Genomic DNA, 15,367 nt, shown 5'->3' on the forward strand with positions numbered 1-15,367 from the left:
CGTGATCACAGGGCATGATCTCGAAGCACACGACGGGGCCGGCACTTGTCCACCTCACCATGGTGTGGCTCATGGGCTCCGCGCTCACCGCGGTCGGTTTTTTTGTGGTGGGCGTCGGGTTGTTCGCCGGCGGGGCCACGGCGGGAGCGGTCGCCGCCCTCTGCTGGGCGCCGGTCGCGGTGGCGCTGCTCGCAGCGCCGGGGTTCGCGGCGCGCCACCTGATACCGGTGACAAAGCGGCGCGGCGGGGTCTGGGCGTGGGCCGCCGCCGTGTTCGGGGCGGGCACGGCCGGGGCGCTGATCGCCGTGGCGGTGCGCCTGCATGCCGACGGCCTGCGGAACGGGTTCGTGCTGTACGTCTCGGGAGGGGTCTGTTACGCGCTGGCCGCCGCGTTCTTCCTTCCCGGCGCCCGGACGCGGATCGCCGCTGTCGTCGCGGCGGCCCTGTTCGCCACCGGCGGGGCCTGGACCGCCTGGGACGCCGGACGGCCCCCCACGCTCGGCACCTGGCTCCGCGCGAACGACGTGGACCGGGCCCTGCTGCGCGTGGGCGACGCCCCGCCGGGCTACGCGCTGAGCGTGCGGGGCGCGAGCGAGGACGGTTTCGGCGCCGACTACGAACGCCCCGGCACCACGGCCCTGCACCTCGCCGTCGAACGCACCGGCGAGGACACCCGGCGCGTGGACGCGCGCGGCTGCCCCGTCCCCTTCGGCGAGACGATCCGCTGCACGGACGACGGCGGGGGCCGGCTGCTCGTCACGTACGAGAGCGGCTATGAACGACGTGAACTGCGGCTGCACCGCGGCGGCCTGGTCTGCACCGTGACCCTCCACGAGACCGGCCCCGGGCCGGGTCTCGCGGCAGCCCGCCGTATCCTGTCCACCCTCCGGCCCGCGACCGACGCCGAACTCGCCCCGCTGACACAGCTGCCCATGCGCGACTGACCCGCCGTGACCGTGATGCGCTCAGAGCACCCCGATCCGGTGCAGCACCCGGATCTGGGCCGGGGACGGCCACAGCGGCCAGGAGAGGTAGCAGACGCCGCCGGTGCCGCCGCGGACCTGGCCGTCGGCGGCGTAGCGCTTCGTCCTCAGCCAGTTGGTCTCGAACTGCGCCCGCGGGTAGACCCGGCGCACGGCCTCGTCGTCGCGGCTCGCGGGGTCGTTGACGATCACATCACCCTCGGGGGTGAATCCGATGACGCACATCAGATGACCGGAGGTGCCGTAGCCCGCCCCGTCCAGTTCGGTGGCCAGGAAGGACTGGGACGTCATCACCGGGATGCCGGCCCGGATCAGCCGCTCCACGTCGTGCAGGCCGTGCAGGCGCGTCACGGTCGCGACGAGGCCGGGGTAGGTGGCGGTGTAGGCGGTGTTGAAGGGCCAGTTGCCGCAGCCCTCGTACTGGTAGTCGTAGGTGAAGCGGGCGGCGTGGTCGACCTGCGGGTCCTCGTAGGAGGGGTCGACCCAGGCGAGGTCGTCCTCGTCCGGTCCGCGGCCCCAGTACTCGACGACCATCTGCGAGGAGGTGGGGCTGCACCAGGCCTCGCCGCCGTTGTCGTACTCCGGGTACTGGCCCTTGTGGATCTCCTGGGAGTAGCGCGGCACGGGCAGTTCGATGCCGCGCGCCACGCCGGGCTCGGAGGCGGGCACGGTGAAGCGGTCGGGGATGTCGGAGGCCATCGCGCCGACCCGCCAGACGGTGGGGGTCGCGCGGCTGCCGGGGCGGCGCAGGAGCGTCAGGCGCAGCCGGTACCAGGCCAGGCGCACGCCGGACGCGGGGTCGGTGACGGCGAGGGTGTCGGTCGAGACGCCGCTCCTGGCGTCGGCCTGGCCGTCCACCGAGGTGCGCCGGATGTCGGCGTCGCCGGAGGCCCAGCGGCCCATGACGTACCAGGGGGTCGTGCTGCCGTCGGTGTAGGCGGCGCGCAGTTCCACCTGGATCCAGGTCTCCGCGGGGGTGCGGGCGTTCCAGGAGGCGACGATCTCGGTCGCGGGGTTGCGCGGGGTGTGGACCGGCGAGGTCCACGTGGCGGTCTCCCACGTCTCGGTGATCCCGGTGTGCGGGTCGGCGTACTCCAGGACGCCGGAGGGCCTGCCGATGGAGATGCCGGGGCGGGGACCGGGTTCGACGCAGGTTCCGCTGCCGTCGCCGCTGTGCCAGTCGGACCAGCGGGTCCATGCGTGGTGGTCCACGGGGGCCTCGTCCTGATCGCCGTACGGGTACGGGCCGGGCCTGCCGCCCGCCGGGCCCGGGGCACAGGGGCGGTTCCCGCCGCCGGCGGCAGAGGCCCTGGGTGCTGCCGCGGTGCTCGCCACCGCGAGGGCGGCGGCGAGCACCGCGCGGCGTGGGGCGATTCGTGTCATGGGCGGTCCCCCCTGTCCTGAGCTCGGACGACAGCGGGTCAACTGTCGTCCCGCACGGGCCTTTCGGCCATCGGTTCCGGCACATTGGAGCATGTTCGCCGGGCGATGCCATCGAATGCAGCCAAGGGACACGCCAAAAATGTGTCAAGGATATCGGCATCGTTTCGCGCGCATTACTCATATTGACTTACCAGAAAAAATGCGAACGGAGTGTCATCCACGCACCCCGCATGGCGGATGAGAATCTTGCGCTTCTGGCCATGTCGACGCCGCTCCGGAGGAAGCCTGATGACACTCGGTGCCGTCAGAAGCAAGCGCACGCTGGCCGGTCTGGCCGTCCTTTTCACCGGGGCGGCGGGCTGGCAGGCGCCGGCCGGAGAGGCGGCCGTGGCACCCACCGCGCAATGCGCCACGTCCGTGCCGTTCCGCTCCGGCACCAGCGGTTACCACACCTTCCGCATCCCAGCCGTCCTCCGGATCGGCAAGAGCACCGTGCTCGCGTTCGCCGAGGGCCGCCGCAATTCGGCGAGCGACGAGGGCGACATCGACGTGGTGCTGCGCCGCTCGCTGGACGGCGGCTGCACCTGGCAGCCCATGCGCGTCATCGCCCGCGGCGGGGGCCAGGCGTTCGGCAACCCCACCCCGGTCGCCGACCCGAAGACCGGCCGCATCGTGCTGCTGATCTGCCGCACCGTCGGCAATCTGACGAAGGCTCAGCTCGGTGGCGCCTCCCAGGCGGTCTACGACGCCCGGCAGGTCTGGGAACTGCACAGCGACTCCGGTGGGGGCAAGTGGTCCGCGCCCCGGCAGATCACCAAGAGCGTCAAACCCGACAACTGGCGCTGGTATGCCACCGGACCCGGCCACGCCATCGCCCTGCGCAGCGGTCCGCACGCCGGGCGCCTGCTCGTCCCGGCCAACCACACCGCCGTCGTCGACGGCGAGGTGGTGCACGGCGCCCACGCCCTCTACAGCGACGACCACGGCAGGACCTGGCACATCGGCTTCGTCGAGGAGGTCCCCGGCGGCTGGATCAACCTCAACGAGACCAGCCTGGCCGAACTGCCGGACGGCCGGATCTACATCAACAGCCGCGACGACGGCGGCTTCTCCAACGCCTCGCGGGCCAACGCCTACAGCACCGACGGCGGGGAGAGCGTGGAGGGCAGCTTCGAGCCCCAGGAGGCCCTGGAAGGGCCCGAGGTGCAGGGCAGCGTCCTGCAGCTGCCCGGCGGGCCGCTGGTGTACTCCGGACCGTCCGATCCGGGGGCGCGCGCCGCCATGGCGCTCAGGACGAGCAACGACGGCGGCATCTACTGGGAGCAGGCCTGGCTGGCGAACAGTCACCCCGCCGCGTACTCCGACCTGGTGGACTTGGGGGGTGGCACGGTGGGGCTGCTCTACGAGACGGGAACCACTTCTCCGTACGAAACCCTGACCTTCAACCGGCTCACCTCGTGACCGGATCCGGCGGGCGCCCACATTCGGGTGGCGTGCACGTCGTCGGCCGGGGTCACCAACGAATCTCTAAGGAGAACGCCATGAAGCGCATCGCGAAGGCCGCGGCCGTGACCGCTGTCGCCGGTGTGACCGTGCTCGGGGGCGCCACCGGCGCCTTCGCCGGCGGCCACGGCGGCGGCTTCGGCGGCCACGGCGGCGGCGGTGCCCACGCGCGTGCCGCGGCCATCGGCTCGCCCGGCATCCTGAGCGGCAACGTCGTCCAGGTGCCCGTGAACATCCCGATCAACGTCTGCGGCAACGGCATCAACGCCGTCGCGCTGCTCAACCCGGTGGCCGGCAACGTCTGCGTCAACCGCTGACACCACGGAACGGCGCGAGGGGCGTACCGGAATCGTCCGGTACGCCCCTCGCCGTGTTCCGGGTCGCTTTCCCCGCCGGGGAATTCATCCCCCGGGGAAACCGCTCAGGAGGATTGCGCGGCCATTTCCTCGGCCAGCGCGGCCGCGAAGGAGTCCACGTCCTCCTCGGTGGTGTCGAACGAGCACATCCAGCGCACCTCGCCGGTGGACTCGTCCCAGAAATAGAAGCGGTAGCGCTTCTGCAGCCGTTCGCTGACCTCACGCGGCAGCAGCGCGAAGACCGCGTTCGCCTGGACGGGCCGGACGACCGTCACGCCGTCGACGTCCCGTACGGCCGCCTCCAGGCGGCGGGCCATCGCGTTGGCGTGACGGGCGCTGCGCAACCACAGGTCGCCGGTGAGCAGCGCCTCGAACTGCACCGAGACGAAGCGCATCTTCGAGGCCAGCTGCATCGACAGCTTGCGCAGGTGCTTCATCGCCCGGACCCGCTCCGGGTTCAGCACGACCACGCACTCGCCCAGCAGCAGCCCGTTCTTGGTGCCGCCGAAGGAGAGCACGTCCACACCCGCGTCGGTGGTGAACTCCCGCAGCGGTACGCCGAGGCCGGCGGCCGCGTTGGCGATCCGCGAGCCGTCCAGATGGACGGCGAGACCGCGCTCGTGCGCGTGCTCGCAGATCGCCCGGATCTCCTCGGGGGTGTAGCAGGTGCCCAGTTCGGTGGTCTGGGTGATCGAGACGACCTGCGGCTGCGCGCGGTGCTCGTCGTCGAAGCCCCAGGCCTCCCGGTCGATCAGCTCGGGGGTGAGCTTGCCGTCCGGGGTGGGCACGGTGAGCAGCTTGAGACCGCCCATGCGCTCGGGGGCGCCGCCCTCGTCCACGTTGATGTGGGCGGAGGCCGCGCAGATCACGGCGCCCCAGCGCTCGGTGAGCGCCTGGAGCGAGACGACGTTGGCGCCGGTGCCGTTGAAGACGGGGAACGCCTGCGCCCGCGGGCCGAAGTGGGCGCGGAAGACGTCCTGCAGGTGCAGGGTGTACTCGTCGTCCCCGTAGGCGACCTGGTGGCCGCCGTTGGCGAGGGCGAGCGCCGCCAGTACCTCGGGGTGGACGCCCGCGTAGTTGTCGCTCGCGAAACCGCGCGTGCTCGGGTCGTGGTGGCGGACGGCGTCCGTCGGGAGATCGGTCACGGGCGGGGTGTCAGCCACTGGCGGGTTCCGTTCACTTCCTCGGCGGGCCGGCTCCACACGTCGGCGATGGCGTCGGCCAGGTCGGTCACATCGGTGAAGCCCGCGAACTTGGCGTTCGGGCGCTCCTCGCGCATTGCATCATGCACGAGCGCCTTGACCACCAGCACCGTGGCGGCGGCGGTCGGCGGCTGCTCCCCCGCCGCCTTGCGGAAGGAGTCGCCGAGTGCCAGCGTCCACGCCTCGGCGGCGGCCTTGGCGGCGGAGTAGGCCGCGTTGCCGGCCGTCGGCTTGGTGGCGCCGGCCGCGCTGATCAGCACGTACCGCCCGGCGGGGGCGGCCAGCAGCGCGTCGTGGAAGGCGAGCGAGGTGTGCTGGACGGTGCGGATCAGCAGCCTCTCCAGGAGGTCCCAGTCCGCGAGGTCGGTCTCCGGGAAGGATGCCGAGCCGCGCCAGCCGCCGACGAGGTGGACCACTCCGTCGACACGGCCGTGCTCCTTCTCGATCCGGCCGGCCCACTCCTTCGTCGCGGCCGGGTCCAGCAGATCGACGACGTCCCCGGTGATGACGGCGCCGCCCGCACCGGCCCGCGCGAGGTCGACGGCCTCGGAGAGCCGCTCCGCGCTGGCGTCGGCGCCGACCACGCGGGCGCCCGCGCGGGCGAGCCGCTGGAGGGTGGCGCGTCCGGCGGGTCCGCCGGCCCCCGCCACCGCGATCACGGCCCCGGCCAGGGGTCCCCTGGCCGTCTCGCCGGCTTCCGTCATCTGCGCCGCCTCCTTCGCTGCATGGGTCACGCGGCCACCCGGCCCGTGCCGTGGGCGGTGATGCCCTTGGTCGAGGCGATCACATCACGGAGCTTCTTGGCCAGGGCCTCGTAGAACATGCTGAGCGGGAACTCGTCGGCCAGCACCTCGTCCACGAGCTTGCGCGGCGGCAGGCCGAGGTCGAGGGCGTCCGGGCCCTTGGCCCACACCGAGCCGGGGTGCGGGGACAGGTAGCCGGAGACGAGGTCGTAGGCGGCGAACCAGTGGACGAGCTTGGGGCGGTCGATGCCGTCCCGGTACAGCTGCTCGATCTCGCCGCAGAGCTGGTTGGTCACCTGGGGGGCGCGCTCCCAGTCGATGCGGAGCTTGTTGTCCGTCCAGCGCACGGCGTCGTGCTTGTGCAGGTAGGCGAAGAGCAGCTGGCCGCCGAGCCCGTCGTAGTTGCGGACGCGGTCGCCGGTGACCGGGAAGCGGAAGAGCCGGTCGAAGAGGATCGCGTACTGGACGTAACGGCCCATGCCGTGGCCCTCGGCCTCCAGCTTCACGGCCTCCTTGAAGGTCGTGAGGTCGCAGCGCAGCTCCTCCAGGCCGTACATCCAGAACGGCTGGCGCTGCTTGATCATGAAGGGGTCGAAGGGCAGGTCGCCGTGGCTGTGGGTGCGGTCGTGGATCATGTCCCACAGCACGAAGGTCTGCTGGCTGAGGTCCTGGTCCGCCAGCAGTTCCTCGGCGTCCTCGGGCAGCGCCACGCCGAGGGTGTCCACGGCGGCGCGGCTCACGGCGCGGAAGCGCGCGGCCTCGCGGTCGCAGAAGATGCCGCCCCAGGTGAAGCGCTCGGGGGCCTCGCGCACGGCGACGGTCTCGGGGAAGAGCACCGCGGAGTTCGTGTCGTACCCGGGCGTGAAGTCCTCGAAGGTGATCGGCACGAACAGCGGGTTGTCGTAGCGGGTGCGCTCCAGCTCGGACAGCCACTCCGGCCACACCACGCGCAGCGCGACGGCCTCCAGATTGCGGTCCGGGTTGCCGTTCTGGGTGTACATCGGGAACACCACGAGGTGCTCCAGGCCGTCGGTGCGCTCGGCGGCGGGGTGGAAGGCGAGCAGGGAGTCCAGGAAGTCGGGGACCGCGTAGCCGCCGTCGGACCAGCGCCGCAGGTCCTTGACCAGGGCCTGGTGGTAGGCCGTGTCGTGCGGGAGCAGCGGGGAGAGGTCCTCCACGGCGCGGACCACGCGGTCCAGCGCGCTGTCGACGACCGCGCGCTGCGGCGCGTCCTGCGCGGAGAAGTCGATGGAGCCGTCCTTGAGCTGCCAGGGGCGGATCTCCTCCACCGCCCGCTTCAGGACCGCCCAGGCCGGGTGCCGGACAACACCGCCGCCGGATGCACCGGTCCCGCTGGTGCCCGTGCTGTCGTTCGACGCCGTCGCCGGCGACAGGATTTCCGTCATGACCCCTCCTTCACAGAAGAACCTCTTGTATGGCCACCGTATATAGGCCTGCTTCTTCCATTCAAGGGGAGCCGGAGGAAAATCTTCCGCACAAGGCCAACATCACCGCGATTCTTCCTGTGGGCGGGCGCGCCGTTCACCCGGCGTTCGGCCCGCCGCCGCAAGGGCCCGCTAGGCTGCCCGGTGTACGTCGGCCCTGCGCAAGCACCAGCACCGGAAGCGATCCGTCTTGAGCTTCTTCACCGTCGGTCACCGCGGTGTCATGGGCGTCGAGCCCGAGAACACCCTCCGCTCCTTCGTCCGCGCCGAGCGCGAGGGACTGGACCAGATCGAGCTCGACCTGCACCTGAGCAAGGACGGCGCCCTGATCGTCATGCACGACGAGAAGGTCGACCGCACCACCGACGGCTCCGGTTTCGTCAGCGACCTCACCCTGGCCGAGCTGCGCGGCCTCGACGCGGGCCGCGGTGAGCGCGTGCCGGTCTTCGAGGAGGTCGTCGACGCGGTCTCCAGGCCCATCCAGGCCGAGATCAAGGACGTCGCCGCCGCACGCGTCCTCGCGGACGTCCTGCGCGAGCGCGACCTGGTCGAGCGGGTCGACGTGCTGTCCTTCCACGACGCGGCCCTCGCCGAGATCCACGAGCGCCTGCCGGAAGCCCGCACCGTCCTGGTCGCCGAGGGCCCGATGGGCTCCGAGATCATCCCCCGGGCCCAGGCCGTCGGCGCCCGCCTCGTCAGCCTCAGCCTGCGGCGCATCAGCCTCGCCCTGGTCCAGGAGTGCCACCGCGCCGGCCTCTCCGTGATCGCCTGGACGGTCAACACCCCGCGCGAACTCGCCCTCGCCCATGCCCTCGGCCTGGACGGCGCGGTCACCGACGTCCCCGAGGTCAAGCGCGCGGTCGACACCGGCCTCACGGACTGGTAGCCGGCAACACGCCGGACACAATCGTCCGGCATACGGGATCGCCGCGTTTTGGCGTGGACAGTGCCCGCCCGGCGGTGCCAAGGTCCCGCCATGCCTCACGCTCCCGCGTCCTCGCGCCTCGCCGCCGCGGCGGCCGTCTCCGTCCTCGTCCTCACCGCGGCGGCGTGCGCGCCGCAGGAGGACTCCGCCCCGGGCGGCACCGGGGCGGCCACGTCCGGGCCCCCGGGATCCGCACCGGCCGCCGCCTCGTGCTCGCCGTCCGCGCTGCGCACCCGGACCACGGGCAAACTGACGATCGGCACCGACAATCCGGCCTACGCCCCCTGGTTCGAGGACAACGAACCGGCCAACGGCAAGGGGTACGAGTCGGCGGTCGCCTACGCGGTGGCCCGGCAGCTCGGCTACGACCAGGCAGCCGTCACGTGGCAGCCGGTCGCCTTCAACAACGCCTTCGCGCCCGGCGCCAAGACCTTCGACTTCGACCTCAACCAGATCTCGATCACCGACGAGCGCCGCAAGGCCGTCGACTTCTCCTCCGGCTACTACGACGTCCGTCAGGCCGTCATCGCCCTCAAGGGCTCCCCGGCCGCGTCCGCCACGACCGTCGCGGCACTGAAGAAGGTCAAGCTGGGCGCCCAGATCGGCACCACGAGCCTCGACGTCATCAACGACCGGATCAGGCCCACCGCCGCCGCGGCCGTCTACCAGAAGAACGACCTCGCGGTCAGCGCGCTCAAGAACGGCCAGGTGGACGCCATCGTCCTCGACCTGCCCACCGCCTTCTACATCACGTCCGCCGAACTGGAGGACGCCCGGATCGTCGGCCAGTTCGACACCACCGGCGGCACGCCGGAGCAGTTTGGGCTCGTGCTGGACAAGGGCAGCCCGCTCACCCCCTGTGTCAGCCGCGCGGTCGACGTCCTGCGGTCCGACGGCACGCTGGCGAAGCTCGAGCAGCAGTGGCTGTCCGACGCGGTCGACGCCCCGGTTCTCAAGTGACCCTGGGCGAGAGCGTCCACAAGGACGCGCACCCGTACACGCCGTCGCAGCGGCGGATCGCGCGCGAACGCCACAAACGCCTCCGGACCCGCCGTTCCGCGGGCATCGCCACCGCCAGCACCCTCGTCACGGCCGTGCTGCTGTACCTCGCCGTCACCCGCTCCCCCGGCTGGCCCCGGGTGCGGGAGACCTTCCTGAGCGGCCACTACGCGCGCGAGGCACTGCCCAAGGTCCTCGACGGGCTGCTGCTCAACCTGCGGCTGCTGGTCGTGTGCGGCGCGATCGTGCTCGTCGTCGGACTGCTGCTGGCCGTCGCCCGCACCCTGCGCGGACCCGTGCTCTTCCCCCTGCGCGCGCTGGCCGTGGCCTACGTCGACTTCTTCCGGGGGCTGCCGCTGATCATCTGCCTGCTGACGGTGATCTACGGCGTCCCGGCCCTGCGTCTCCAGGGAGTGCCCACCGACCCGGTGGTACTCGGCGGCGCCGGCCTGGTGCTCACCTACTCCGCGTACGTGGCCGAGGTCTTCCGGGCCGGCATCGAGAGCGTCCACCCCAGCCAGCGGGCGGCCGCGCGCTCCCTCGGGCTGAGCGGCGCGCAGACCCTCCGGTACGTCGTGCTCCCGCAGGCCGTACGGCGTGTCGTACCCGCACTCCTCAACGACCTGGTGTCCCTGCAGAAGGACACGGGCCTGGTCTCCATCGCCGGGGTCGTCGACGCCGTCTACGCGGCGCAGATCATCGCCGGCCGGAGCTTCAACTACACCCCGTACATCGTCGCGGGGCTCGTGTTCGTCGCGCTCACCATCCCGATGACGCGCTTCACCGACTGGGTCACCGCGCGGATGAACCGCCGCGAGTCGCAAGGAGGAACCGTATGACCGGCGCACCCGTGCTGCGGCTGGAGTCCGTGCGCAAGACCTTCGGCGGGACCCCGGTGCTGCGTGACGTCGGCCTGGAGGTGGCGCCGCACAGCGTCACCGTCCTGATCGGCGCGTCCGGCTCCGGCAAGTCCACCCTGCTGCGCTGCGCCAACCTCCTGGAGGAGATCGACGACGGCGCGATCTTCCTGGACGGCGAGGAGATCACCCACCCCGGCGTCGACCCGGACACGGTGCGGCGGCGCATCGGCGTGGTCTTCCAGGCGTACAACCTCTTCCCGCACATGACCGTGCTGGACAACATCACCCTCGCGCCGCGCCGGGTGCACCGCGTGGCCCGCGCGGAGGCGGAGGCGCGGGCCCACGAGCTGCTGGCCAGGCTCGGGCTGGACGGCAAGGCGCGCGAGTACCCGGACCGGCTCAGCGGCGGACAGCAGCAGCGCGTGGCGATCGCCCGCGCGCTGGCCGGCAGGCCCCGGCTGCTCCTGCTCGACGAGATCACCGCCGCGCTCGACCCCGAACTCGTCGGGGAGGTGCTCGGCGTCGTGCGCGACCTCAAGGACGAGGGGATGACGATGCTGATCGCCACGCACGAGATGGGCTTCGCCCGCGACGTCGCCGACCAGGTGTGCTTCCTGGACGGCGGCATCGTTCTGGAACAGGGCACGCCCGAGCGGGTCTTCGGCGCTCCCGAGCAGGAGCGCACCCGGCGCTTCCTGTCCCGGATCGTCGAGGCGGGGCGGCTCTGAGCCGCCGCCGGCCGTGCTCAGCCCAGCTTCTTCACCAGCAGCTCGAAGGCCAGGTCGTCACGGGTGGGCAGGCCGAAACGGGCGTCGCCGTACGGGAAGGGGCTGATGGAGCCGGTGCGCTCGTAACCGCGGCGCACGTACCAGGCGATCAGTTCCTCGCGCTGGGTGATCACGGTCATGTGCATCGCGTCGGCGCCCCACTCCTCACGCGCGAAGCGCTCCGCCTCGGCCAGCACGGTCCTGCCGAGCCCGCCGCCCTGCAGGCCCGGGCGGACGGCGAACATGCCGAAGTAGGCGTGCCCGTCCCGGTTCTCCAGCTGGCAGCAGGCCACGACCGCGCCGTCCGACTCGGCCACCAGCATCCGGCTGCGCTCGCCGCCGACGACCGCCGAGACCCCCTCGGGGTCGGTCCGCTGGCCCTCCAGGAGGTCCGCTTCCGTCGTCCAGCCGGCCCGGCTCGCGTCGCCGCGGTACGCCGACTCGACCAGCGCGACCAGGGCCGGCACATCGGCGGAGGTGGCGGTGCGGAACACGGGGCTGACGACGGGCGGTGCGCTCTCCATGGCGGGGTCCTCTCGGGTGCGGCGGCTCGACCCGAGGCTAGCCGGTCTCCTCGGGCGGCGGCACGAAACCCCGGGCCCGCGCGTGCTCGGTGAACTCCGCGGGCGGCGCGCAGCCGTGCACCCGCACCCAGTGCTCCCAGGCCAGGTCCCAGGTCCAGGTGCCGTCGGTCGCCAGCCCGGGACGGATGGTGTCGTACGGATCGCTCGCGAGGGGATCCCACGCAAAGCTCACGGCGATGACGATGATGCTGCCCCCGGCCAGATAGCGCGCCAGGGGATCGCGCAGTTCCTCCGCGAGGCTGCCAGGTACCAGTTCCACCCGGGGCAGGTCCGGCCCCTCCACCGCCTCGAACATGGCGACCGCCTCGGCCTCCCCGGCCCGGAAGGGAGCCCGGGTGATGACGGGCCGGCCCAGGGCGGCCGCGTTGGCGGGCCACCGGGCGTAACCGTCGGCGGCGGGGTTCGGCGGGAGGCGGTCGTTCCGCGGGGGTGGTTCCTGGACCCGGAGGGACACGGTGAACCCGGCGTCCTCCAGGCGGGCGGCGAGCAGCCTCGACTCCACCTCGGTGCCCTTCACGCCGCCCTCCGCAAGGGCGCGCAGGCGGGAGCGGACCTCGGAGAGCGGTACGCCGAACAGCTCGCGGACGGTCTTGAGCGCGGCCGCCCGGGAGCCGCCGGGCCGCGGCTCGGCGCGCAGCACCGTCTCGCCGTGGGCGGCGATCAGTGCCTCCCGCACGTGCCCCGGGACCTCTCCGCGTCCGCACTCCGTCGCCGTCGCCCCGCAGGCCGCGCATCCGCCGTCGACGCTCCAGTGGACGACGCCGTCGAGGACGATCCCGCCCGCCTCGTAGCGGGCCTCGGCACCGCACCGGCGGCACGTGCGGTACAGCGGGGCGATCCACGCGGGACGGTGCGTCATGCGGGGCAGCGTGCCGGACGGCGGTCCGACGTGTCACGCGGATTTCCCGGGTGCTCGTGGGTACGTTCGCGCCCATGGTGAACGTACTGAGCAGCCGGATCCTGCTGCGGCCCACCGATCTGGAGCGTTCGCGCACCTTCTACCGGGACGATCTCGGGCTGGCGGTCTACCGGGAGTTCGGTCCCCACGAGACCCGCGGCACGGTGTTCTTCCTCGGCGGCGGGTTCCTGGAGGTCTCGGGGCACGCCGACGGGCCGCCCGCGCCGGGGCTGCAGCTCTGGCTCCAGGTACCGGACGTGGCACGGACCCACGCCGAGCTGGCCGCGCGCGGCGTCCCGGTGGTGCGGGAGCCGCGGCAGGAGCCGTGGGGCCTGGTCGAGATGTGGGTCGAGGATCCGGACGGCGTGCGCATCTGCGTGGTGGAGGTGCCGGAGGACCATCCGATCAGGTACCGGCCCTAGCCCGCCCCCACCGGGGCCGGAGCGGGCGGGCGCGGGAGGCCGATCTCGGCCCAGATGGTCTTTCCGTCGGGGCGCTGCCTGGTGCCCCAGCGTTCGGCGAGCTGCGAGACAATGAACAGCCCTCGCCCGCCCTCGTCGAACATCCGGGCCCGGCGGAGGTGGGGGGCGGTGTTGCTGCCGTCGGACACCTCGCAGATCAGGTTGTCCTGCCGGATGAGGCGCAGGTGGACGGGACCCGTGCCGTAGCGGATGGCGTTGGTGACCAGTTCGCTGACGACCATTTCCGCGGTGAAGGCGACGTCCTCGAGGTCCCAGCCGGCCAGCCGGGACGCGGCGAGGTCCCGGGCGTGCCCGACGTCGGCGAGGTCCCCCGTCAGCTCCCAGGCGGCGGCGTGCGTCGCGTCGAACTCACGGGTGCGGGCGATGACGAGGGCGACGTCGTCCCGGCAGCAGGCGTCGACCTGGGTGTTCAGGACGTGGTCGCACATGTCCTCCAGGGAGGGCATCGGCTCCGACAGGGCCTTCTGGAGGCGTTCGAGCCCTTCGTCCAGACTGCGTCCGGGGGACTCGATGAGGCCGTCCGTGTAGAGGGCGAGGAGGGTGCCCTCGGGCAGGCGCAGTTCGGCGGTCTCGAAGGGGAGTCCGCCCACACCCAGCGGAGGGCCGGCGGGGATGTCGAGGTACTGGGCGTCCGATCCCCGGCCGATCACGGCGGGCGGCGGGTGGCCGGCGCGTGCGGCGACGCACTGGCGCGAGACCGGGTCGTAGACCATGTACAGGCAGGTCGCCACGATCCCCCCGGCGTCCGCTCGCGGATCGCAGGTCCCGTCCTGGGCCCGGCCCATCTCCTCCCGGAAACGGGTGACGACGTCGTCGAGGTGGGTGAGCAGTTCGTCGGGCGGCAGGTCGACGTCCGCGAGCGTGCGCACCGCGGCACGCAGCCGCCCCATCGTCGCCGAGGCCTGCACCCCGTGGCCGACCACGTCGCCGACCACAAGGGCGACCCGGGCCCCCGAGAGCGGGATGACGTCGTACCAGTCGCCGCCCACTCCGGCGCGCAGTCCCGCGGGCACGTAGCGTGTGGCGGCCTCCACCGCCGACTGCCGTGCCACCACCCGCGGCAGGAGGCTGCGCTGGAGCGCCAGGGACGTGTTGCGCTCACGGGTGTAGCGGCGGGCGTTGTCCACGCAGACGGCGGCTCGCGCGCCGATCTCCTGGGCCAGCAGCAGGTCGTCGGCGTCGAAGGGCTCGCGGTTGCGGGAGCGTGTGAACAGCGCGGCACCGAGGGTCACGCCGCGGGCGCGCAGGGGGACCATCAACGCCGAGTGCGGCGCGTTCGTGTCGGCCCCGCCCGGACCGGCCGCGGACGCGCGGGCGCCGGCGGTGCCGCTGATCTCCGTCATCACGGGGTTGGCCGTCATCAGGTCGAGGACGGGCTCCGTTCCCTCCCGGCGGACGACGACGTCGCCGGTCCGTACGCATCCCGGGGGCGCGGCCGAACCGGACTGGGCGGCGCGGCGGAGAACGACGTCGTCCTTCTCCGGTCCGGTAGCGGGTTCCTCGCCCTGGAGCACGCAGTCGAAGAGGTCCACGCTGGCGTGGTCCGCGAAACCGCCGCACACCGCGACCTCGGCCAGTTCCTCCGCGGTTCTGGGCGCGTCCAGGGTGCTGCCGACCCGGGCGCTGGCCTCACTGAGCAGTTCGAGGCGCTCGCGGGCGATCACCAGGCGCCGGAACCGCCGCTCCCCCGCGACCCGGATCCGGCAGACGACCAGGCTGATGCCCAACGAGGCGGCCAGCGCCGTGAGCGTCGTGATCCGGCTGGTGGGGCCCATGTCCTGGATGAGGACTCCGTAGACGGCGACGCCGGCGGCCAGGTTGAACACGCCCACGATCAACGTCCGTCGCACCGACAGCAGCGCGCTCGCCACGACGGGTATCAGCACCGCGTACTCCGCGATCCCCATGACCTGCGTTCCGGCCATGGCCAGCCCCACTCTCAGGCTGGTGATCAGCACAACACTCAGCAGGAGAACCGCGAAGCTCTTGTTGTCCCGGACTGCTTGCACGCGGGACACCTCCCATGGCCGAGGGCGGGACCTTGCGGCAGTCCCTCGCGCCGAAGCCGTTTGCACGAGGAGGGCCGCCGGGGCGACCCCTCCGTGGGGAGCGGCGCTTGCGCTCGTGATCGGCGCGCACGCCGAATCGGTCGTACACCTTGTCCCTGCCCCGCACCGGACGCCCCCACCCCCGCTCGCCCGTCCCGGTGCCCGTGAGGCGGCGGCGCCCCGGCGGGT

Annotated in this window: 15 protein-coding genes; 8 read left to right on the plus strand and 7 right to left on the minus strand. The window is 72.4% G+C overall.

Features of this window, described 5'->3' with window-relative positions; genetic code table 11:
- The first annotated feature begins 14 nt into the window (after nt 1-14).
- Complete coding sequence (locus tag ACIP64_RS16125) at nt 15-944, plus strand: hypothetical protein (protein ID WP_401586403.1); 930 nt, start codon at nt 15-17, stop codon at nt 942-944.
- Nucleotides 945-965: 21 nt separating this feature from the next.
- Here the strand turns inward: ACIP64_RS16125 and ACIP64_RS16130 are convergent, their stop codons facing one another.
- Nucleotides 966-2,366: a peptidase C39 family protein gene (locus tag ACIP64_RS16130; protein WP_401586406.1), complete on the minus strand. Its 1,401-nt coding sequence runs from the start codon at nt 2,364-2,366 to the stop codon at nt 966-968.
- A gap of 288 nt (nt 2,367-2,654) precedes the next feature.
- On the opposite strand from ACIP64_RS16130, the gene ACIP64_RS16135 reads away from it, so the two are divergent.
- Nucleotides 2,655-3,827 carry an exo-alpha-sialidase gene (locus tag ACIP64_RS16135; RefSeq protein WP_401586408.1) on the plus strand — a complete coding sequence of 391 codons (1,173 nt, stop codon included), beginning with the start codon at nt 2,655-2,657 and terminating at the stop codon, nt 3,825-3,827.
- Between the two features lie 80 nt (nt 3,828-3,907).
- The gene (locus tag ACIP64_RS16140; RefSeq protein WP_401586410.1) at nt 3,908-4,186 is read left to right on the plus strand and encodes a chaplin; all 279 of its coding nucleotides are present in this window, start codon (nt 3,908-3,910) and stop codon (nt 4,184-4,186) included.
- A gap of 104 nt (nt 4,187-4,290) precedes the next feature.
- On the opposite strand, the gene ACIP64_RS16145 is transcribed toward ACIP64_RS16140, so the two are convergent.
- The 3 genes from ACIP64_RS16145 to ACIP64_RS16155 are packed head-to-tail and all read right to left on the minus strand — an operon-like array spanning nt 4,291 to nt 7,576.
- Nucleotides 4,291-5,388 (minus strand): threonine aldolase family protein, encoded by a 1,098-nt coding sequence (locus ACIP64_RS16145; protein WP_401586413.1) that lies wholly within the window; start codon nt 5,386-5,388, stop codon nt 4,291-4,293.
- On the minus strand, nt 5,367-6,131 hold the full coding sequence (locus tag ACIP64_RS16150) for an SDR family NAD(P)-dependent oxidoreductase (RefSeq protein ID WP_401586416.1): 765 nt from the start codon (nt 6,129-6,131) through the stop codon (nt 5,367-5,369). Before ACIP64_RS16150 ends, ACIP64_RS16145 begins: the two co-directional genes overlap by 22 nt.
- Before the next feature lie 26 nt (nt 6,132-6,157).
- On the minus strand, nt 6,158-7,576 hold the full coding sequence (locus ACIP64_RS16155) for a DUF6421 family protein (RefSeq protein WP_401586418.1): 1,419 nt from the start codon (nt 7,574-7,576) through the stop codon (nt 6,158-6,160).
- A 229-nt stretch (nt 7,577-7,805) separates the two neighbouring features.
- On the opposite strand from ACIP64_RS16155, the gene ACIP64_RS16160 reads away from it, so the two are divergent.
- From ACIP64_RS16160 to ACIP64_RS16175, 4 genes are all read left to right on the plus strand, one after another.
- Nucleotides 7,806-8,501 (plus strand): glycerophosphodiester phosphodiesterase, encoded by a 696-nt coding sequence (locus ACIP64_RS16160; RefSeq protein ID WP_401586420.1) that lies wholly within the window; start codon nt 7,806-7,808, stop codon nt 8,499-8,501.
- A 90-nt stretch (nt 8,502-8,591) separates the two neighbouring features.
- Nucleotides 8,592-9,500 (plus strand): ABC transporter substrate-binding protein, encoded by a 909-nt coding sequence (locus ACIP64_RS16165; protein WP_401586423.1) that lies wholly within the window; start codon nt 8,592-8,594, stop codon nt 9,498-9,500.
- Between the two features lie 2 nt (nt 9,501-9,502).
- Entirely contained in the window at nt 9,503-10,378 is an 876-nt protein-coding gene (locus ACIP64_RS16170; protein WP_401586525.1) for an amino acid ABC transporter permease, read from the plus strand.
- Entirely contained in the window at nt 10,375-11,127 is a 753-nt protein-coding gene (locus ACIP64_RS16175; RefSeq protein ID WP_401586425.1) for an amino acid ABC transporter ATP-binding protein, read from the plus strand. Before ACIP64_RS16170 ends, ACIP64_RS16175 begins: the two co-directional genes overlap by 4 nt.
- 17 nt (nt 11,128-11,144) lie before the next feature.
- Here ACIP64_RS16175 and ACIP64_RS16180 read toward each other — a convergent pair whose 3' ends face one another.
- Together ACIP64_RS16180 and ACIP64_RS16185 are read right to left on the minus strand one after the other, a co-directional pair.
- Nucleotides 11,145-11,690 (minus strand): GNAT family N-acetyltransferase, encoded by a 546-nt coding sequence (locus ACIP64_RS16180; protein ID WP_401586428.1) that lies wholly within the window; start codon nt 11,688-11,690, stop codon nt 11,145-11,147.
- 37 nt (nt 11,691-11,727) lie between these two features.
- On the minus strand, nt 11,728-12,609 hold the full coding sequence (locus tag ACIP64_RS16185; protein WP_401586430.1) for a hypothetical protein: 882 nt from the start codon (nt 12,607-12,609) through the stop codon (nt 11,728-11,730).
- 74 nt (nt 12,610-12,683) lie between these two features.
- On the opposite strand from ACIP64_RS16185, the gene ACIP64_RS16190 reads away from it, so the two are divergent.
- A complete protein-coding gene (locus ACIP64_RS16190; protein WP_401586433.1) occupies nt 12,684-13,070 on the plus strand; it encodes a VOC family protein in 387 nt (128 codons plus the stop codon).
- Here the strand turns inward: ACIP64_RS16190 and ACIP64_RS16195 are convergent.
- Nucleotides 13,067-15,139, minus strand: coding sequence for a SpoIIE family protein phosphatase (locus ACIP64_RS16195; RefSeq protein ID WP_401586436.1), 2,073 nt, complete (start codon nt 15,137-15,139; stop codon nt 13,067-13,069). The two genes, ACIP64_RS16190 and ACIP64_RS16195, sit on opposite strands and share 4 nt — an antisense overlap.
- Nucleotides 15,140-15,367: the final 228 nt, after the last annotated feature.

It is taken from the genome of Streptomyces sp. NPDC088733, from assembly GCF_044751185.1.
In the GTDB taxonomy this organism is placed as follows: domain Bacteria; phylum Actinomycetota; class Actinomycetes; order Streptomycetales; family Streptomycetaceae; genus Actinacidiphila.